17 protein-coding genes are annotated in these 19600 nt (G+C 74.8%); 6 read left to right on the top strand and 11 right to left on the bottom strand.

Going from position 1 to position 19600, the window contains the following annotated elements:
* Positions 1–91: 91 nt before the first annotated feature.
* The gene (locus AB0P03_RS01975; protein ID WP_363627638.1) at positions 92–1456 is read left to right on the top strand and encodes a diaminobutyrate--2-oxoglutarate transaminase; all 1365 of its coding nucleotides are present in this window, start codon (positions 92–94) and stop codon (positions 1454–1456) included.
* A gap of 239 nt (positions 1457–1695) precedes the next feature.
* Positions 1696–3159 (top strand): pyridoxal-dependent decarboxylase, encoded by a 1464-nt coding sequence (locus AB0P03_RS01970; RefSeq protein ID WP_363627569.1) that lies wholly within the window; start codon positions 1696–1698, stop codon positions 3157–3159.
* 185 nt (positions 3160–3344) lie between these two features.
* On the opposite strand, the gene AB0P03_RS01965 is transcribed toward AB0P03_RS01970, so the two are convergent.
* The 10 genes from AB0P03_RS01965 to AB0P03_RS01920 all read right to left on the bottom strand — a co-directional run bounded on the left by AB0P03_RS01965 (position 3345) and on the right by AB0P03_RS01920 (position 15509).
* The gene (locus AB0P03_RS01965) at positions 3345–4142 is read right to left on the bottom strand and encodes an inositol monophosphatase family protein (protein WP_363617008.1); all 798 of its coding nucleotides are present in this window, start codon (positions 4140–4142) and stop codon (positions 3345–3347) included.
* Between the two features lie 229 nt (positions 4143–4371).
* Positions 4372–5592 carry a type III PLP-dependent enzyme gene (locus AB0P03_RS01960; RefSeq protein ID WP_363627568.1) on the bottom strand — a complete coding sequence of 407 codons (1221 nt, stop codon included), beginning with the start codon at positions 5590–5592 and terminating at the stop codon, positions 4372–4374.
* On the bottom strand, positions 5589–7343 hold the full coding sequence (locus AB0P03_RS01955) for an IucA/IucC family protein (protein ID WP_363627567.1): 1755 nt from the start codon (positions 7341–7343) through the stop codon (positions 5589–5591). The genes AB0P03_RS01960 and AB0P03_RS01955 overlap by 4 nt, the downstream gene beginning before the upstream one ends.
* Positions 7340–8554 carry an MFS transporter gene (locus AB0P03_RS01950; RefSeq protein ID WP_363627637.1) on the bottom strand — a complete coding sequence of 405 codons (1215 nt, stop codon included), beginning with the start codon at positions 8552–8554 and terminating at the stop codon, positions 7340–7342. Before AB0P03_RS01950 ends, AB0P03_RS01955 begins: the two co-directional genes overlap by 4 nt.
* 2 nt (positions 8555–8556) lie before the next feature.
* Entirely contained in the window at positions 8557–10272 is a 1716-nt protein-coding gene (locus AB0P03_RS01945; protein WP_363627566.1) for an IucA/IucC family protein, read from the bottom strand.
* Positions 10269–11477 carry an ATP-grasp domain-containing protein gene (locus AB0P03_RS01940; protein WP_363627565.1) on the bottom strand — a complete coding sequence of 403 codons (1209 nt, stop codon included), beginning with the start codon at positions 11475–11477 and terminating at the stop codon, positions 10269–10271. The genes AB0P03_RS01945 and AB0P03_RS01940 overlap by 4 nt, the downstream gene beginning before the upstream one ends.
* A gap of 103 nt (positions 11478–11580) precedes the next feature.
* Positions 11581–12570 carry an iron-siderophore ABC transporter substrate-binding protein gene (locus AB0P03_RS01935; protein ID WP_363627564.1) on the bottom strand — a complete coding sequence of 330 codons (990 nt, stop codon included), beginning with the start codon at positions 12568–12570 and terminating at the stop codon, positions 11581–11583.
* A gap of 100 nt (positions 12571–12670) precedes the next feature.
* Positions 12671–13513, bottom strand: coding sequence for an ABC transporter ATP-binding protein (locus tag AB0P03_RS01930; protein WP_363627563.1), 843 nt, complete (start codon positions 13511–13513; stop codon positions 12671–12673).
* On the bottom strand, positions 13513–14490 hold the full coding sequence (locus tag AB0P03_RS01925) for an iron ABC transporter permease (RefSeq protein WP_363579659.1): 978 nt from the start codon (positions 14488–14490) through the stop codon (positions 13513–13515). Before AB0P03_RS01925 ends, AB0P03_RS01930 begins: the two co-directional genes overlap by 1 nt.
* Before the next feature lie 53 nt (positions 14491–14543).
* Positions 14544–15509 (bottom strand): iron ABC transporter permease, encoded by a 966-nt coding sequence (locus AB0P03_RS01920; protein WP_363579658.1) that lies wholly within the window; start codon positions 15507–15509, stop codon positions 14544–14546.
* A 274-nt stretch (positions 15510–15783) separates the two neighbouring features.
* On the opposite strand from AB0P03_RS01920, the gene AB0P03_RS01915 reads away from it, so the two are divergent.
* Positions 15784–16584: a (2Fe-2S)-binding protein gene (locus tag AB0P03_RS01915; RefSeq protein WP_363579372.1), complete on the top strand. Its 801-nt coding sequence runs from the start codon at positions 15784–15786 to the stop codon at positions 16582–16584.
* Positions 16585–16686: 102 nt separating this feature from the next.
* Positions 16687–17088, top strand: a complete 402-nt coding sequence (locus AB0P03_RS01910) for a VOC family protein (RefSeq protein WP_363579370.1) — start codon at positions 16687–16689, stop codon at positions 17086–17088.
* Here the strand turns inward: AB0P03_RS01910 and AB0P03_RS01905 are convergent.
* Positions 17049–17423, bottom strand: coding sequence for a DUF6191 domain-containing protein (locus tag AB0P03_RS01905; protein ID WP_363579368.1), 375 nt, complete (start codon positions 17421–17423; stop codon positions 17049–17051). The genes AB0P03_RS01910 and AB0P03_RS01905 overlap by 40 nt on opposite strands.
* 105 nt (positions 17424–17528) lie before the next feature.
* Between AB0P03_RS01905 and AB0P03_RS01900 the strand changes: the two genes are divergently transcribed.
* Together AB0P03_RS01900 and AB0P03_RS01895 are read left to right on the top strand one after the other, a co-directional pair.
* The gene (locus AB0P03_RS01900; RefSeq protein WP_363579366.1) at positions 17529–18287 is read left to right on the top strand and encodes a dienelactone hydrolase family protein; all 759 of its coding nucleotides are present in this window, start codon (positions 17529–17531) and stop codon (positions 18285–18287) included.
* 418 nt (positions 18288–18705) lie between these two features.
* Entirely contained in the window at positions 18706–19584 is an 879-nt protein-coding gene (locus tag AB0P03_RS01895; protein WP_363579364.1) for an alpha/beta hydrolase, read from the top strand.
* Positions 19585–19600: the final 16 nt, after the last annotated feature.

Genomic DNA, 19600 nt, shown 5'->3' with positions numbered 1-19600 from the left:
CTCCGGAACTGTCGGAGCCGCCGGAGCCGTCGGAGGTGTCGAATCCGCCGGTGTCGCTGGAGCCGCCGGTGCCCCGGCCTCCGGCGAGGCCATCCTGCGCCGCCAGCGCGTACGCGAGTCCGCCGCCCGTACGTACGCCCGGTCCTTCCCGATCGTCCCGGTACGGGCCCACGGCATGACCGTCGAGGGCGCCGACGGGCGGCGCTACCTGGACTGCCTCTCCGGCGCCGGGACGCTCGCCCTCGGGCACAACCACCCGGTGGTGCTGGAGGCGATCCGCCGCACCCTCGACAGCGGCGCCCCGCTGCACCTGCTCGACCTCGCCACCGCCGAGAAGGACGACTTCACCAGCGCCCTCTTCGAGAGCCTGCCCGCCGACTTCGCCGCCGGCGCCCGGATCCACTTCTGCGGGCCGGCCGGCACCGACGCCGTCGAGGCCGCGCTCAAGCTGATGCAGACCGCCACCGGCCGGTCCGGCGCGCTCGCCTTCACCGGCGCCTACCACGGCATGACCGCCGGAGCCCTGGCGCTCACCGGAAACGTCGCCGTCAAGGAACCGCTGCCGAGCGGCGGCGAGGTCGTCCGGCTGCCCTACCCGTACGGCTACCGCTGCCCGTTCGGCGTCGGCGGCGAGGCCGGCGCCGACCTCGCCGCGACCTACGTCGAACGGCTGCTCGACGACCCCTCGGGCGGGGTCGTCCCGCCCGCCGCGATGATCCTGGAAGCCGTCCAGGGCGAGGGCGGCGTCGTCCCCGCGCCCGACGGCTGGCTGCGCGAGATGCGCCGGATCACGGCTGAACGGGGCATCCCGCTGATCGTCGACGAGGTGCAGACCGGCGTCGGGCGCACCGGGGCGATGTGGGCCGTCGAGCACAGCGGCATCGTCCCGGACGCCATGGTGCTCTCCAAGGCCATCGGCGGCAGCCTGCCGCTCGCCGTCGTCGTCTACCGGGAGGACTACGACGGCTGGCGCCCCGGCGCCCACACCGGCACCTTCCGCGGTAACACCCTCGCCATGGCCGCCGGCGCCGCCACCCTGCGCCACGTCGCCGCCCACGGGCTGGCCGAGCGCGCCGCCGTCGTCGGCGAGCGGATGACCGCCCGGCTGCGCGGGCTCGCCGCCGAACTGCCGGTGATCGGCGACGTGCGCGGGCGCGGCCTGATGCTCGGCGTCGAACTCGTCGACCCCGCCGCCGATCCGGACGCCTGCGGGGCCAGGCCGGCCGACCCGGCGCTCGCCCGCCGGGTGCGGGAGGCCTGCCTGGCACGCGGGCTGATCGTCGAGCTCGGCGGGCGCCACGACGCGGTGCTGCGACTGCTGCCGCCGCTGACCATCACCGACGAGCAGGTCGCCGCGGTGCTCGACCGGCTGGCCGACGCGATCGCGGCCGCTGCGGCCGTCGATCCCGTCGCTGCGGCGAGCGCCGCGGCTCCCGCGGCCCGGGGCGCCGAATGAGCGCGCGGCGAGGGGGCGATGGCGGTTCAGGGGAAGGCTCGGGAGGAGGCTCGGGCGCCCGAGCCGGGGCCGGTGGCGACTCCGGTGCCGAGGGCGGGTCCGGGGCCGGAGTCGGGGGCGGTTCTGGAGTCGGAGGCGGTTCGGGAGTCGGAGGCGGTTCGAGGGCTGGTGGTGGTTCCGATGCGGGTTCCGGCTCGGGTTCCGGTGCCGCAGCCGGACTGCCCGGCGGGCCCGCCCCGTTGGACGCCCTCGCGGGCGGCGTCGGCGGGCCTGGCGCGCTCGGACCGCTGCTGGCCACCGTCCTCGACGCGCTCGACCACGGCATCGCCCTGCGCGGCGGGCCGCTGCCCGCAGGCAGTCCGGCCGAGCTCGGTGCGCTGGTCGCCGACGGTCTGGCCGGCGCCCACGGGCCCGGCGCGCTCGCCCGCCTCACCGAACTCCTCGCCTACGGCGCCGCCGACCCCGCCGACCCGGCCTGCGCCGCCCACCTGCACTGCCCGCCGCTCGCCGTGGCCGCCGCCGCCGACCTCGTGGTCAGCGCCCTCAACCCCTCCCTGGACTCCTGGGACCAGGCCCCCGCCGCCACCGCCCTGGAGACCGCCCTCCTCGCCGAACTCGCCGCCCTCGTCGGCTACGACCCGGCCCGCGCTGCCGGCGTCCTCACCTCCGGCGGCACCGAGTCCAACCTCATGGGACTGATGCTGGCACGGGACCAGAAGCTGGACGGCATCGTCGAATTGGACGGCATCCCGGCCGGAGTCCGGCCGTGCGTCGTCGCCTCCGAGGCCGCGCACTTCTCCGTCCAGCGCGCCGCCGCCCTGCTCGGGCTCGGCGAGCGCGCCGTCACCACCGTCCCCGTCGACCGGCAACTCCGGATGGAACCAAAGGAGTTGGAGCGGACCCTGGCCGAGGCCAGCTGGGCCGGACGCACCCCGATCGCCATCGTCGCCACCGCCGGCACCACCGACACCGGCGGCATCGATCCGCTGCACGTCGCCGCCGACCTGGCCGGCCGCTACGGCGCCTGGCTGCACGTCGACGCCGCGTACGGCGGCGGCGCGCTGCTCTCCGACCGGCTCGCCCCGCTCCTCGACGGCATCGACCGCGCCGACTCCGTCTCCCTCGACTGGCACAAACTGGGCTGGCAGCCCTCCGCCGCCGGCGTCTTCCTGGTCCGCCGCACCGAGACCTACGTCTCGCTCGCCCGCCGCGCCGAGTACCTCAACCCCGTGGACGACGAGCAGGCCGGCTACCCCAGCCTGCTCGGCCGCTCGCTGCGCACCACCCGGCGGGCCGACGCCTTCAAACTCGCCGTCACCTTGCGCACCCTCGGCCGCGACGGGCTCGGCCGACTCGTCGACGTCTGCCACGAACTCGCCCGGTCGGCCGCCGAGGCCGTCCGCGCCGAACCGTCGCTCGAACTCCACGCCGAACCCGCGCTGACCGTCGTGCTGTTCCGCTACCGGCCGCCGGGCCTGACCGACGAGGCTGCCGTCGACGAACTCAACGGCAGCCTGCGCCGGTTGCTTCTGCGCACCGGGCGGGCGGTGGTCGGGCGGACCGAACTCCCGGGCGAGGGGCCGGGCCGGGTACGGCTCAAGCTCACCCTGCTCAACCCGCACGCCACGGCGGGGGAGGTCCGTGTACTGCTGCGCGAGGTGGTGGGCGCCGGGCGGAAGGCCGAGGGGGACCGGGCCGGCTAGGCGCGCGCTGCGGGGAGTCGGTCATCGCCGGTCATCGCCGGCCGACCGGCGCCCGGGCAGGCCCCGTTCGGGACCGAGGACCAGGGCGCCGATTCATGACCGCGACCGGATGACCATGGTTGCCGCGGTGGCGGTGGCGGTGGCGGTGGCGGTGGCGGTGGCGGCGTGGCTGTGGTTGCGGTCGGTCAGTCGCTCAGGAGTGTGGTGCGGGTGAGCTCCCAGGTCTCCGGGTCGGCGGCGACCAGCAGGCCGTTCTCGCAGCCGGGGGCCTCGGGGCGGTAGGGGGTGCCGTCCAGCCGGGCGGACACGCCGCCGGCCTCGGTGACGAGCAGGGAGCCGGGGGCGTGGTCCCAGGGGAGGGTGCGCCAGTAGAGGAGGAAGTCGAAGCGGCCCTCGACGACGTCCGGGTACTCGATTCCGGCGGCGTGCCGGCCGGGGGAGACCTCGCCGAAGGCCGACTCGTTGGCCTGCAAACGCCGGCGGTGTTCCGGGTCGAGGTAGCGGCTCTTCACGGATCCGCGCAGCTTCGCGGCGTCGCGCGGTGCCGGCGGCCGGGTCAGGCGCACGCCGTCGCGCCAGGCTCCGGAGCCCAGTTCGGCACAGTAGGCGGTGGCGGTGGCGGGCTGCCAGATCCAGGAGGCGACGGTCTCTCCGCCGCGGACGAGCGAGCACATCACGGCGTACTCGGGGCGGCCTGCGACGAAGTTGGCGGTGCCGTCGACCGGGTCGACCAGCCAGGCGGCGGGCTCGTCGTGGAGGGCCTGGGCGAGTTCGGGGTCGGCGGAGACCGCCTCCTCGCCGACCACGGGGACGGGCAGCAGCTCGCGCAGGCGGCGGGCGATGATCACCTCGGCCTCGCGGTCGGCGACCGTCACGATCTCGCCGGGCGCCTTCTCCATCACCTCGCCGGCGGCCAGCGCCCGGAAGCGTGGCTCCACCACCTCGGCCGACGCCTCGGCGAGTATCTCCGCCACCTTGTCCATCAGCACGTTCGCGCTCCCTTCGCTGCCTACCACTGTCGCACGAGTGTGCGGAGGCGACCTGCGGCGACCCCTGGGGCGGGCGGGGCCCGCGGGTGGGGTCCGGCGCGCGGACGGGCGGGCGGCGGGGCTCGAACAGGGAACGGCGAACAGATAACAGATAACAGATTTCGAAATCTGTTATCTGTTATCTGTCAGCTGTTACCTGCTGCCCGCCGTCCCGGGGGTGCCTTCAGTCGCCCAGGTAGTGGAACCCCGGGCGCGGGTGCATCAGGAACTCGTGGTGCGAGATGTTCCAGGCGTACGCGCCCGCCATCGCGAACAGCACCCGGTCGGCTGCCCGCAGGCCGTCGGCGTCGGCGGCGGCCCGGGCGAGGACGTCCTTCGGGGTGCAGAGCTGGCCGGCCAGGGTGGCGCGGCCGGTGGCGACGGCGGGGCGCGGCCACGGGTGCGGCCAGGCGTCGACCGGGAGCACCTCGAAAGGCTGGGAGTGCCCCCGGGTGGCGGGGGTGCGCAGGTGGTGGGTGCCGCCACGGACCACCGCGAAGTCCTCGCCGTGGCTCTGCTTCACGTCCAGCACCTCGGTCGCGTACCAGCCGCAGTGGGCGGTCAGGGCCCGGCCGGGTTCGATCCGCAGGGTCAGACCGGGGTGGGCGTCCAGCAGCTTGGCCAGCCCTTCGCCGAAGGCCGTCCAGTCGAAGTGGTTCGCCGGGTCGTCGTAGTCCACGGCCATTCCGCCGCCGACGTTGACCTCCGCCAGCGGGAAGCCGTGCCGCTCGGCCAGCGCGGCCGACCAGGCCACGATCTGCTCGGCGACGGCCAGTTGCTCAGCCGCCGCGAGCCCGCTGGCCAGATGGGCGTGCACGCCGCGCAGACGCAGCCGCCGTCCGAGCGGGCCGGTGCCGTCGCCGGTGCCGTCGCCGGTGAGCTGGCGCACGCACTCCTCGGCGCGGTCCGGGTCGAGCCCGAAGGGCGTCGGTCGCCCACCCATCGCGAGTGCCACCGCGTCGAGCGCACCGGTGGCGACCGGCAGGTTGACCCGTAGCAGCACGTCGACCACCGTGCCCGGCCGGTCCGCGAGGACGGCGTCGAGCCGGTGCAGTTCCTGCTCGCTCTCGATGTGCCAGCGGTGCACCCCGGCGTCCACGGCGGCGGCGATCTCGGCGGGCGTCTTGCCAGGGCCGCCGAAGGCCAGCGGCGCGTCCGGAACGGCCGCCCGCACGTGCGCCAACTCACCTCCGCTGGAGACCTCGTAGCCGTCGACCGCGTCGCGCAGCGCGGCCAGCAGCGGCGCCTCCGGATTGGCCTTGGCGGCGTAGTACAGCTCGACCCGCGCGGGCAGCGCGGCCCGGACGGCGGCGGCGTGCGCGCGCAGCGCCGCCAGGTCGTAGACGTAGGCGGGCAGGGCGTCGGGCGCGAGGGCGGCGACGTGCCGGCGGACGATCTCGGTCATCGGGCGGCGCTCCCGAGGGAGAGGGGGGTAGCGGTGCGGGCGGCCTGGGCGAGGACGGATCCGGCGAGCGGCGAGGGCAGGCGGACGTAGCCGGCCTGTCGGTCGGCCTTGCGCTCCCAGCGGGTGAGCAGGTTGGCCTTGGCCGGCAGCGGCACGCCCGCGAGCAGCGCCCGCAGCCGGGGCGGGCGGCCGTGGCCTGCCGCGTACCGCTCCAGGGTGTCCCGGACCGCCTGCCACAGGGCGCCCTCCAGCTCGGGGTGGCGGTCGGCGAGGGCGGCCAGCAGTTCGGCGACGTGGTTGACCAGCAGGCAGTAGACCACCCGGTCCCAGCCGCGTTCGGCGTCGTACGTCATCGGCCCGGCGACCTCGGGCGGGAGGGCGGCCAGGATGTCGGCGTTGTGCTCGGGGACGAGCTTGGTGCCCTCCAGGTCGCGGAAGAGCACCTGGGTGGGGCGCCCGGTGGCGTCGACGCCGATGAGCACGTTCTGCAGGTGCGGCTCCAGCACCACGCCGTGGTCGAAGTAGGCGGCGAGCACGGGCGGGATGAGTAGCCCCAGATAGGCCCGCCACCAGTCCAGGGCCCGGAAGGCGTCCGAACTCCCGTCCAGCAGGCGGGAGATGTGGGCGGAGCTGGTCGGGTGCTCGTCGGCGACGGCGGCGGCCAGCAGCGGGGTGACGCCGGGCCGCAGCACGCCGCCGAAGCCCTCGCGGACGATCAGGCCGAAGCCCTCGTACAGCGCCTGGTCGGGTCGGCCGTCGGCGCCGGGCAGGGCGAGGGTGCGGAACGCGGGCTCGCGCAGCATCGCCGCGTCGGGGAAGCGCCGGGCGAGGTCGGCGAGGGCGGGGGCGAGCAGCCGGGTGAGTTCGACGGCGCCGGTGAGCTCGTAAGCGGCGTTCTTGCGCAGGCAGTTGGTGATGCGCACGTTGAGGCTGAACTTGAGGAAGGCGTCCGCGCCGTGGAGGGTGCGCACCGAGGCGGTGGCTGCGAACTCCTCGCCGCGCGGCCCGAGGTCGAGGACCTCCCCGCGGTCCAGGGCGTCGCGCAACAGCGGGTGATCGCCGATGAGTTGATACTGCCAGGGGTGGGCGGGCAGCAGGCGGTATCCGTCCGGGACGTCGCCGAGGCCGTCCAGCAGGGCGCTCGCGCTCTCGTCCAGGGACTGCTCGGTGAGCAGTTCGGTGCGGACGGCGAGGTGGCGCAGCGGGAACGCCGCACGGGACTCCGGGGCGTACCCGCGCCAGTCCCCCCGAGCGGCGGAGCGGGACTTGGGCGCCGGGTGGAAGCGGTGGCCGAACAGCAGGGCCTGCTCGGACTCCAGGTAGCGATCCGGTCCGGAGACCGGGCGGTCGGCCAGGCTCTGCCGGAGGCCGTCGTGGCTGGAGGTGACCTGGCCGAGGAACTCCTCGTTCACCGTGCCGGTGCGCAGCTCCAGTTCGTCCTGCACGTGTTCCGCCAGCTCTCGCCAGTTCAACTCCGCCCAGATGCCGCCTCGTTCGATCTCGACCGGGCCGGTGAAGCGGTGCGCGCCGAGCAGCGAGGTGCGGCGCAGGGCGATCCGCAGCAGGGCGCCGCGCCGGGGCAGGCGCAGCAGCAGGCGGCCGTCGGCCACGGCGGTCTGGTGCTCGGGGGCGGAGACCTCGCGCAGCAGGCAGTTCAGCAGGGTGTGGGCCACCGCGTCGTCGGCGGTGGGCAGTTCGTGGCTGATCGGCTCGTGGGTGATCGACTTGGGGGCGATCGGCTCGGGGGTCATCGGCGACTCCAGCGCTGGCGGAGGGACGGGAGGGAGAATGCGGTGGCCGCGACGGCGGCCAGCAGGGCGGCGGCGGTGCCGGCCACCACGGGCGCGGCGGCGCCGAACTGCCCGTTGGCCAGCGCTGCGACGGCGCCGGCGGCGACGGCGCCGCCCTTGGAGACGAGTTCGAGCGTGCCGAACATCCGCCCGGGCGCGCGCCCTTGGGCCGCTCCGGCGGCGAGCACGGCGAGGCAGACCAGGCCGAGCGTGAGCCCGGCGCCGAGCAGCAGCCGGACGGCGACGAAGACCGGGAGCGAGTACGCGACGGCGTGCCCGGCCAGGCCGAGCGCGACGAGGCCGAAGCCGAGTGCGATGCCGGTGTGCGGGCGGGCGTGGAACAGCGTGTGGACGCGTGCGGCGAACACCAGGTAGCACAGGTGCGGCAGGGCGAACAGCACGCCGGTGGTGGTGCCGGAGACGCCGGGAAGCCGTTGCTCGGCGAGCGAGATGAGATAGGGGAAGGAGATGACGGTGGCGAAGACGAAGACGAACTCGAAGACGTAGAGCGGGAGGAGCGGGGCGGCGGGTGCCCGCTCGGCGCGGCCCTCCGACGCGGGGGTGGCCGCCGGACGGTCCGGCTCGGGCAGCAGGGACAGCAGCAGCGCGGCGGCGAGCGGGAGGACGGCCATCACCAGGTACTGGCGGTGCGGGTCGATCCACGGGGACAGCGCGCCGACCAGGATCGGTGCGGCCACCAGGGCCGCCCGGGCGCTGCCTTGCATCAGGGTGAGTGCGCGGGACAGCCGCGGTCCGTCGAGGGCGGCGGCGAGGTAGCCGTTGGTGGCGGCGAAGGTGCCGCCGAGGAAGCCCTGAAGGACCAGCGCGAGGGTGAACGCGGGCAGGCTGTCGGCGGCCCCGGCCAGCAGGAAGGAGACGGTGAGCCCGAGTTGGGCGCGCAGCAGCAGCCGCTTGCGGCCGAAGCGGTCGGCGAGCCGGCCCCACAGCGGTGCGCCGAGCGCGCTGAAGACCGTCGGGACGATGTAGAGCACGCCGGCCCACCGGGCCTGCGGATCGCCGAGCGTGGGCAGGATCGCGGTCAGGTACGGCGGCAGGCCCAGCGCGGCGAAGGAGGCGACGAAGTAGCAGGCGGCGACGGCGTGCACCTGGCGGCGGCCGAGTCCGCCGGAGTGGTCGGTCCCGTGGCCGGACCGCTGCGAAACGGTCTCCACACTCACCGGGTGATCCCGTTCGCCAGCAGGTAGTTGGGGCCGCTGGTGTAGTGCTTGTTGATGTCGGCGGCGCCCGAGCGCTGCTTGCTGAGCAGGGTCCCGGCGCTGACCATGGCCTTGACCGGCAGGCGTTCGGCCTCCAGCAGGTCCGTCCGCAGCGGCTCACCGGCCGGTCCGATCCGGTCCACCGCTTCGGCCAGGCGCTTTCGCAACAGTGTGAGCACGTCGGTGAGTTCGGCGCGACGGTGCTCGGCGAGGCCGAACGCGAGCGCGCCGGTGCACAGGTGGCCGGTGATGGTGGTGAACAGGTCGGTGAGCGCCCGGTCGTCGTCGCCGAAGATCCGGGCGTCGTCGAAGTCGGCCCGGGTCGGGGCGAGTTCGCCGAGGCGGGCGGTCATCCGGGCGGTGTGCACGCGCGGGCCGTCGTCGTCCTTGTAGAGCAGGCGCAGTCCGTCGCCGTCGAGCACCAGGGAGGTGTTCTGCTGGTGCGACTCCAGTGCTATGCCGTAGTCGAACAGCGTGGTCTGCCAGTCCAGCAGCAGTTCCAGCAGGGAGTCGTAGAAGGCGAGTTGGTCGCCGTCGTGGAAGCGGTCGGCGAGGTGGTCGAGCACCAGGCGGCCCCCGGGCGCGGGGGCCAGCAGGGCGGCCAGCGGGACGGTGACGGCCCGCTCCAGCCCGGCGGGGTAGCGGCGCAGCAGGACGGCCAGCAGTTCGTGACCGGCGTGCGCCCAGGTCTGCTCGTCGGCGTGCAGGACGCGGCCGGCGAAGCGCGGCTCGCGGGCCAGCACGGCCTCGATCAGGCGCTGGCCGGCGGCGCCGTCGAGCAGTGTGCCGGGCTTGATGGTGCGGCGGTTGAGCCGGCCCAGCGTGGCGGTGGCGAGCGGGAGTTTGAGGTGGCAGGCGGGGTCGTCGGCGACGGCGACGGTGCGCATGGAGAGCGTCGGCACGACGGTCAGGTAGGGCCGTTCGGCGAGCACCGCGCGGTCGGCCAGGCCGACCGCCTCCAGTGCCTCGTCCAGCGGGGCGCCGACGGTGAGGGGGTGGACCGGCAGGGTGGTCCAGCCGTCGCCGGGGCAGGCGTCCGCAAGGCCCAGCCAGGCCGGAGTGGGCCACCAGCTCGGGAGCGGGCGCCGGCCGTGGGTGGTGAGGGCGTCGGTCGGGACGGCCAGCCAGCGCAGCTCGAACGCGGGGTGGAACTCCGGTGCGTAGGAGCTCAGCTGGTGTTCGGTGAGGCCGGATCGGCCGCGCGCGGTCGGGTAGACGGGGTGGTCGAGGTAGGCGGCCAGGGTGTCGTGGCCGAGGGCGGCGGCCAGACCGGTCCAGTCGGCCGGGTCCTCGCCGTACAGGTCGGTGAGCCGGGTGTGCACCTCGGGCCGCGCGCGCTCGTGCAGTTCCATGGTCGCGAGGGTCTGGCGGCACTCCTCGGCGAAAGCGTCCCAGCCGGGCCGGTCCTCGGCCTCGGCCAGGCCGGCCAGGGCTGCCACGATGACGTCCAGGCCGGTGAGCCGGCGCCCGGCCAGCTCCAGTAGGGGCAGCCGGGCGGCGTACTCGCACTGGAACCCCTCGACGGCGACGGGCAGGGCGAGTTCGGCGTCCGCGACGGTGAACCAGGCGCCGTCCGCGCGGTCCTCCACGGCGCCGCGGGTGCGCAGGCCGAGGACGTCCTCGCGCAGCAGGGCGGAGAGCACCCGCAGGGTGAGCTGCTCGTCGGCGGTCACGGGGTGATCTCCCAGCGGTTGGCGGCGCGGAACCGGGCGACGGCGGCGTCCACGGCTTCCTGGTCGGCGCCGATGGCCCACATCACGCCCAGGTAGTCGCGGTTGGTGCGGTAGTGCTCGTGCCGCTCGCCGAGCGGGCGCAGCGGGCGGTAGGCGAGCCGGATGCCGTCGCGCTCCTCGTCGTACGGCCCGGGGGCGGCGGTGAGGAGGCCGGCGCGGTCGGCGCAGACCACCTCGTTGCGGGCCCGGCGCGGGGTCGCGGCGCACTGCGCGCCGAGGTCCGCGGGGAGTTCCCGGCCGAGGTGGGCGGCGAGGATGTGCTCGAAGAGCGGGACGCCGAGGATCTCGGCGAGCATCAGGTCGCACTGGTCGCCGATGGCACGGTAGTTGACCTCGATGATCCGGGCGCGGCCGTCGGGCTGCACGACGAACTCGGTGTGGCAGGCGCCGAGTCCGATCCCGAGCGCGTCGAGTTGGGCGAGCACCTGCGCGACCACCTCGCCGGGGTGCGCGGGGATGAACTCCAGCACCTCCTCGATGAAGTCCGGCGGCGGGGAGAGCTGCGTGCGGAAGCCGCCGAGGACGTGCCGGCGGCGGCCGTCGCCGAGCGTCTCCAGGGTGCACAGCCGGCCGTCCAGGAACTCCTCGACGACCAGCGTCGCGCCGGCCCGGCGGTGCTGGATCTCCCGGCAGCGGAGGGCGAGTTCGGCGGCGTCGGCGACCAGTGTGACGTCCTCGCTGGCCACTCCCTCACGAGGTTTGACCACGCACGGGAACGGCGGCTCCAGCTCGGCCGGTTCCTGCCCGGGGGCCAACTCGGCGGACCAGACGGCGTCCTGGCCGGTCAGGGCGAGGTGGCGGCGCAGCTGGCCCTTGTCCTTGGCCCGCAGTGCGGCCTTCCAGTCCTTGGCGGGGAGGCCGAAGTACTCGGCGGCCAGGGCGGTCTGGGTCTGCAGGTGGTCGCTGTTGCTGAACACCGCGTCGGGCGCGTGGTGGCGGGAGACCAGGCTGATCACGGCGCGGAAGTCCCGGACGTCGCACTCCAGCACCGCGGGTGCGGTGAACGGGAGGTCGGCGTAGGCCTTCTGGTGGGGTTCGGCGTGGTCGGTCAGGACGGTGACGTCGAGCCCGAGCCGGGCGGCGGCGGGCAGGAAGCCGGCGGTGACCGAGTCGGTGGGGTTGAGGGCGAGCAGGTAGAGCCGCATGGGGTGGTGGTCCTTGAGGGTGGTGGCGGACGGGAGTGACGGCGGGCGGTGGCGGTGGCGGCCACAGCGGCAGCCGCCTCCGCCCGCCGTCGTCCGTCGGCGGTTACTTGGGCGCGTCCACGCCCGCGGCCTTGGCGATGTCGCCGAGCATGGCGTCGGCGGCCTGGACGCCGATGCCGGACATCCAGGTCTCGTCCGGGACGTTGAAGACCTTGCTGTTCTTGACGGCGTTCAGGCCCTGCCAGACCGGGGTCTGCTGGACCTCGCTCTCCTTGGTCTTGGACGGGTCGTCGGCGGTGGTGACGAACACCAGGTCGGCGTCGGCCTGGTTGATCTGCTCGGCGCTCACCTCGACGATGTTCTTGTCGACGTCCTGGGCGGCCGGGCGGGCCAGGCCGACGTCCTTGAGCACCACGCCGCTGTAGGAGGCCTTGGCGTAGAGGCGGGTCGGTCCGGCCACGAAGCGGACCACCGAGGCGGTCGGCATGGTGCCGCCGTTCTTCGCCTTGATCTCCTCACCGAGCTTGGCGGCCCGCGCCTCGTAGTCGGCGAGCGCCTTCTTGGCCTCGTCCTCCTTGCCGAGCGCCTGCGCGTAGAGGGCGAGGTTCTCCTTCCACGGGAACCCGGTGGTCTCGGCGAGCACGGTCGGCGCGATCGCGTTCAGCTGGTCGTAGACCTTGGCGTGGCGGACCTTGGAGGAGAGGATCAGGTCGGGCTTCAGGGAGGCGATCAGTTCCAGGTTCGGCTCGTTCATCGGGCCGACGTCCTTGGTGTCCTTGATCTTGTCCTTGAGGTAGTTCGGGAACCCGCCCTCGGTCTTCATGTGCGGCGACACCGCGCCGACCGGCGTGATGCCGAGCAGCGTGACGTCGTCCAGCTCGCCGCTGTCCAGCACCACGACGCGCTTGGGCTGGGCCTTGATCTGGGCGGTTCCGGCGGCGTGGGTGACGGTGCGCGGGAAGCCGGCGGACGCGCCGGCGCTCGCGGAGGAGGCGTCCCCGCTCTGCTTGGTCCCGCCGTCGCTGCCGCAGGCGGCGAGCAGCGTGGTGGACAGGGCGACGGCGAGGACGGCGACGGGGAGGCGGCGGTTCATGGGGGTCCTTGGATCGGGTCGAGCGGGCGTCGGGTTGCGGAGCGTCGAGGGTGAGGAGCGTCGGGGGTGACGAACGGGGGCAGTGGTCAGTGGTCAGTGGTCAGCGGTCGGCGGCGCGCGGCCGGGTCCGCGCCCGGGGGACGACCAGCGGCGTGCCGGTCTCCGGGTCGGGCACCACCCGGCACGGCACCTGGAACACGGTCTCGACCAGGTCGGCGGTGAGGACCTCGGCGGGCGGTCCGGCGGCGGCGAGCCGCCCGTCCTTGAGCACCACCAGGTGGTCGGCGTACCGGGCGGCCTGCCCGAGGTCGTGCAGCACCATGACGACGGTGCGTCCGGCCTCGGCGTGCAGGTCGGCGACCAGGTCGAGGACGTCGAGCTGGTGGCGCAGGTCGAGGAAGGTGGTCGGCTCGTCGAGCAGCAGCAGCTCGGTGTCCTGGGCGAGTGCGAGCGCGATCCAGGCGCGTTGGCGCTGCCCGCCGGAGAGCCGGTCGACCTGCTGCTCGCGCAGTTCGGCGGTGCCGGTCCGGGCGAGGGCGTCCTCGACGGCGGCCTGGTCGGTCTTGGACCACGGGCTGAGCATCCGCTGGTGCGGGTACCGGCCGAGCCGTACCAGTGCCTCGACGGTGATCGCCTCGGGGGTGACGGGCTGCTGCGGCAGCAGGCCCATCCGCTTGGCGAGGGCCCGGGCGGACATCCGGTGGATGTCGGAGCCGTCCAGGGTGACGGTGCCGGCGGCGGGGTCGAGCAGCCGGACCAGTCCGCGCAGCAGGGTCGACTTGCCGCAGGCGTTGGGCCCGACGATGGCGGTGACGGCGCCGCCGGGCAGTTCGAGGTCGAGCCCGTCGACGATCGTGCGGTCGCCGTAGCGCAGGTCGAGGCCGTGCGCGGCGAGCCGGTTGGCGGTGGTGGTGACGGACTCGACGGTCGTCGTGGGCGTCATCAGTTGCTCCTCTGGGGAGGCCGGCCCTGGCGGATCATCAGCGCCAGGAGCCAGGGCGCGCCGAGCGTGGCGGTGACGGCACCGACCGGCAGGCCGTGGACGGGGATCACGTGGAGCACGAGGAGGTCGGCGGACAGCAGCAGGACGGCGCCGGTGAGCGCGGTGAGTCCGAGCGTGCCGAGGGTGGGCGGCCCGGCGAGCAGCCGGACCAGGTGCGGTACGGCGAGCGCGACGAACGCGACCGGGCCGGTGAGGGCGGCGGCCAGCGAGGCGAGGGTGATGCCGAGCAGCAGCAGCCAGAGCCGGTCCCGGCCGGGGTTGAGGCCGAGGCCGCCGGCCGAGTCGTCGCCGAGGTCGAGGACCGCGATCCGCCGCTGGCAGAGCAGCACGGCCAGGGCGGTCAGCGCGATGGCGGTGCCGCCGATCCACACCTCGGTCCAGTTGCGGCCGTAGAGCGAGCCGGTGGTCCACTGCATCGCGGAGGAGGCCAGCTCGGCCGGGAACCGTACGATCATCAGGTTCACGGCGGCGGCGAGGCCCTGCTGCACCGCCAGGCCGACCAGCACCAGCCGGGTGACGGCCATCTTCGACCGCCAGGCGAGGCCGCCGAGCAGCAGCGCCGCCAGCAGTCCGCCGCCGAGCGCGGCCAGCGGGATCAGCTGCTGGGAGGCGCCGGTGGCGAGCATCAGCACCGCGCCGAAGGACGCGCCGCCGGTGACACCGATGGTGTCGGGGGAGGCCAGCGGGTTGCGGAAGAGCCGCTGGAGCATCGAGCCGGCCATCGCCAGCCCGGCCCCGGCGATCAGCGCCGACACCACCCTGGGCGCCCGGAACTGCTGCACCACCAGGACGTTTCCGGGTTCGCCCTGCCCGACCAGGGCGCGCAGCGCGTCCCATCCGGACAGGCTCACCTGTCCGGTGCCGAGCGCGACGCCCGTCAGCACCACCAGGACGACGGCGGCCAGCGCCGACCACACGGCGGTGCGGGCCCGGCGGCGGGCGAGCGTGCCGACGGGTACGGCGAGCGCGGTCACCGGGCCACCTTCCGGGCCAGTACGGCGAGAAGCGGCGCGCCGAGGAAGGCGGTCACGATGCCGACCTCGATCTCGGAGGGGCGCACCACGAGCCGTCCGAGCACGTCGGCGGCGAGCAGCAGCAGCGGACCGGCGATCAGGCAGCCCGGCAGCAGCCAGCGGTGGTCGTTGCCGAGCAGCGGGCGGACCAGGTGCGGCGCGGCCAGTCCGATGAACGCCACCGGCCCGGCGACGGCCACCGCACTGCCCGCGAGCAGGACGACGGCCAGCCCTCCGGCCAGTCGGATCCGGGCCACCGGCACGCCGAGCGACTGGGCGGTCTCGTCGCCGAGGGCCAGCGCGTTGAGGGCGGGCGAGATCGCGAACGCGCCCAGCAGGCCGAGCACCAGGAACGGCAGCACGGGGGTGAGGGTGTCCAACTGCCGCCCGCCGATCGAGCCGGCCAACCAGAACCGAGCCTCGTCCAGGGTGCGGTGACTGGCCAGCATCAGCGCGGAGGTCCAGGAGGTGAGCACCACGGTGAGCACGGTGCCGCCGAGCGCGAGCCGGACCGGGTCGAGGTCGCCGCCGCGCCGGGACATCGCGTACGCGGCGACCGCGGCGACGGCCGCCCCGGCGAAGGCGAACCAGACGTACTCGACGGGCCGGGTGAGGTCCAGCGCGTAGATCGCGGCGACCACGGCGAGACTCGCGCCGGCGTTGACGCCGAGGGTGACCGGGGAGGCGAGCGGGTTGCGGGTGACGCCCTGGGCGACCGCCCCGGCGACGCCGAGCGCGGCCCCGACGGCCAGTCCGATCACCGTTCGCGGCAGGCGAAGGCCCGTCACCACATCGGCGTCGCCGCCGTGGGCGGCCCCGGTGAGCGCGTCGGCCACGGTGGACAGCGGGATGGATCGGGAGCCGAGCGCGAGGCTCAGCGCGGCACACAGCACGAGCGCGCCCACACCGGCGACCAGCAGCAGGGGCCGCTGGACCGCAGACGATCGAGGCGTCGCCGGGGCCGTGGTGGCCGGCGGGTCGGTTCTCAACACGAGTCGACATCTTAGGTTAGGTTTGCCTAAGTTCGTCAATCTCGGGTCGCCTGGTCCGATGTCGGGCCGTTCGCCGCGGCGTCACCCCGCCCAGGTGTCGCGGGTGTCGCGCCGCCCAGCCCGGCCCCGGGTGGTGCACTCCCTGGGGCATTGTAAGGTGAGCCTCACCTTATTCGATCATGCGGAGTCGATCCACGGAGCGCCGATGATCCCCGGAACACCCCTGCCCGTCGCGCCGACGTCCACCCTGCCCGGCGACTACCGGCGCCTGCGCGAACTCTGCCCGGTGCTGGAGCTGCGCCTGCTCGGCGCCGACGAACCCGACCCCCGTGCCGCCGACGGCTGGTACTCGGGGGCCGAACTCGCCGCCGACGAACGGGCCCTGGCCGCCGTTCTGGCCGGCGAGGAGGAGCGCATCGCCGCCGAACACGGCCGCGCCCCCCGCCCGCACGTCACCGCCTCCAGGCTGCTGCACCACTACGTCTGGTCCGCGTGCCTGCTCATCGCGGGCCCCTGGCACCTCGCCCGGAAAGTACCCCTCGTCGACCCCGCCGACCTCTGGCTGCACGCCCCCACCGGGGACCTCGCGCTGCGCCCGCGCGGCCACGTCACCCTCCCCGGCGACGACGAACTCCGCGCCGAACTGCGGGCCGCCGTGGTCGCCCACGTGGAGCCGGTGCTCGCTGCCTTCGCCGCCCCCAGCCGGCGCCGCGACCGCGCGCTCTGGGGCATGGTGACGGACGACCTCGCCTCCGCCGTCTGGTACCTCGGCCGGATGCTCGGCGAGGAGGACGCCGCCGTCGTCGCCGCCGGGGCGGTGCTGCCCGGCGGCACCCTCCCGCTGCCCGGCGCCGCCGACTTCCGCCGCCTGCACACCCCCGACGGGCGCGGCCACCACACCCGTACCCGGCTCGGCTGCTGCCTCTACTACGCGGTCAAGCCCGAGGCCGCCGCCTGCCTGACCTGCCCGCGCACCGGCGACGAGGAACGGCTGCGCCGGTTCTGAGGGGTCCGTCCGCGGATCGCCGTCGGGGATCCGCGGACGGGATTGTGTGGGGGAACCGTCGGGGACGGTTCGTTGTCAGTGGTATCGGCTAGGGTCGCGGCCATGATCGATTCGACGACGCGGGTTCGCATCGCCCGGCCCTCGCGCGACCTCGCGGCGGCCGAGCGCTTCTACGTCGGCGGCCTCGGCCTCGACGTGCTGTGGCGCACCACCGAGCGGGTGTCCGGCGAGCACGACCTGCTGATGGTCGGTCCGCCCGGCGGAGCCTGGCACTTCGAACTCACCCACGACCCGGAGAACCCGCTGGAGCCCACCCCGACGGTCGACGACCTGTTCGTCGTCTACCTCGGTGCGCCGGTGGACGACGCCCTGGTCGCCCGGCTGGAGGCCGCCGGCGGCACCCCGGTCCGGGCCCACAACCCCTACTGGGAGGAGTTCGGCGTGACGATATCCGACCCGGACGGCTACCGGCTGGTGCTCTGCTCCCGTGGCTGGGGAGCCTGACCGCCTGTCCGACCCCGTTCGGTCTCGCCGCCCGCCCCGTCCCTGCCGCGCAGCACCGCCACGCCCCGGTCCAGGTCCACGCCGAAGTGCGGCGGCGCTCCGACCTGGGCGTCGTCCCGCAGCGTCAGCTGTTCCCGCCGTTGTTCGACCTGCACCCGCTTGCCCGGGCTGAACAGCGCCTGCAACTCCTCCAGCCCGCCGCCCAGGCCAACCCCGGTGCTCCCGCCGCCGCGCCGCCAACGCCCCGACGACTCGCCCCGGATCTGCCACGCGATCAGGAGCATCAGCCCGATCACCGCCGCCGCCACGCACGCCACGTCTACGATCACACCCATGTACGCCCAACGCCGGTCGGCAGCACCCGTGTTCCCCGAGGGCGCCGCGCCGGTGGCGGCGTCCACCCGCTACCCTGCCGCGCGAACCGAAGGAGACCCCTCACCATGACCGTGCGCGGAACCACCGTGGACATCCCGACGGCGGACGGCACCGCCGATGCCTACCTCGCCCGTCCCGACGACGGGCGGGCCCACCCCGGCGTCATCCTCTATATGGATGCCTTCGGGCTCCGACCCCAGCTGAAGGACATGGCCGACCGGCTCGCCCGGGCCGGGTACGCCGTGCTGGTCCCCAACGCCTACTACCGGAACGGCCGCGCGCCGGTCGTCGAACTGCCGCCGCTGATCGACCTGGAGAAGGACCCGGCGATCTTCAAGCAGATCGGCCCGCTGCTCGCCACCCTCACCCCCGAGGTGACCGCCCGCGACGCGGACGCCTACCTGCGCTGGCTCGCCGATTCCCCGCTCGTCGAGGACGGCCCGGTCGGCCTCACCGGCTACTGCCGCGGCGCGGTGCTCGCCCTGCGGACGGCCGCCAGCCACCCCGACCGGATCGCGGCCATGGCCGGTTTCCACGGCGGCAGCCTCGCCACCGAGGCGCCGGACAGTCCGCACCTGGGCGCCTCCCGGATCACCGCCGAGGTGTACTTCGGCCACGCCGACGAGGATCCGTCCATGCCCGCCGAGCAGATCGAACGGCTCGCCGGGGCCCTCGCCGCCGCCGGTGTCCGCCACCGGGAGGAGGTCTACCAGGGTGCCCCGCACGGCTACACCCAGGCCGACACCACCCGCTACGACGCCGTCGCCGACGCGCGCCACTGGGAGGCGCTGCTCGACCTGTTCAAGCGGACCCTGTCGGCCTGAGCCGCCGGAGGGCCGGGGCGGCCAGCGACGCCGCCCCGGCCTGGGCCGTGCGGGCGCGGGCCGGTGACGGCCTCACGCCACAGCGCCTCCTCTTCGTCCTCCGGTCACACAACGGACGCGAGGTGTTCGGGTTTGCGTGGAGCCGGGCCGTCATGGTCTGGTGCCTGACAGCGAGTCCGGGCCCGGCCGGGGGCCGACCCGCCGGGCGTCGGGGAGGCACCCGGGACTCGTGGCAGTGGTGAGCAACGAACCCGCGTCACCCGGTACCACAGGCCGGGACCGGGCGGACGGATCCAGGGGGGAACCGAACGTGCAGAAGACGGAGAACAGGCAGAACGCGCAGGAACCGTGGGGCACGCGGGACACGCAGGGCGCACGGGGCATGGGGGGCGTACAGGTAGTACGGGGCACGCGGGCCATGCGGGATGTGCAGGACGCCATCGCGCAGGCGCTGGCCGAGAGCGTCCCCGGCGGGGTCCGGCAGGGCGAACTCGACCGTGACGGGCGGGCATTGCGCTGGGTGGAGGCGGGGCGCGGCGGCCCGCCGGTGGTCCTGCTCGCGGGCTGCGGCACCTCGTCGCTGACCTGGGCGCCGGTGCTGTCCGAACTGGCCGCGCACAGCCGGGTCGTGGCGTACGACCGGGCCGGGCTCGGTGCCAGTGACCCCGCTCGCGTCTCCGGTCCTTCGCTGGAGTCCCCGACCGGGGACCTGGCTGCCCTGGTGGAGCACCTCGGCGCCGGCCCGGCCATCCTGGTCGGGCACAGCTGGGGCGGCCAGCTGGCCCAACTCCTCGCCTGGCGGCACCCGGAACTGGTGGCCGGCCTGGTCCTGGTGGATCCGGCGCACGAGGAGTTCCAGCCACCGGCCATCCGCGCGGCCGAGGCCGTCCTGTTGCGGGTGGGGCTGCTCCGGGCGGCCATGACGCCCGCCGCACGCCGTGCCGGGGGAGCCGTCGCGAGGGCCGAGGCGGCCGTCGAGGCGCATCGCCACCAGCGGCGGACCGTCCTCGACGAGAACCGGCTGACGGTCCTCGCGGTCTCCGAGCTCCGGCGGCGGCGCGCGGCCGCGCGGCTGCCCGACGTGCCGGTGACGGTGCTGAGCGCGACCGACGGCCTGCCGGGGGCGATGCGCGCCCGCTGGACCGTCCTCCAGTCACACGTCGTCGCCGGCGCGGCCAAGGGGTCGCACATCGTGGTGCGCGGCGCCGGCCACCACGTCCACGCCGACCACCCGCAGGCCGTCGCCGCCGCCGTCCTGGAGGTGGTCGAGCACGCCCGGCAGGGCCGGGACAGCTGACGGCGGCGGCCCTCAA

This window comes from Kitasatospora sp. NPDC088779, from assembly GCF_040685395.1.
Classification (GTDB): Bacteria; Actinomycetota; Actinomycetes; order Streptomycetales; family Streptomycetaceae; genus Kitasatospora.
Note: the sequence above shows the minus strand (reverse complement) of the source record. Positions and strands in the feature narration are given on the sequence as shown.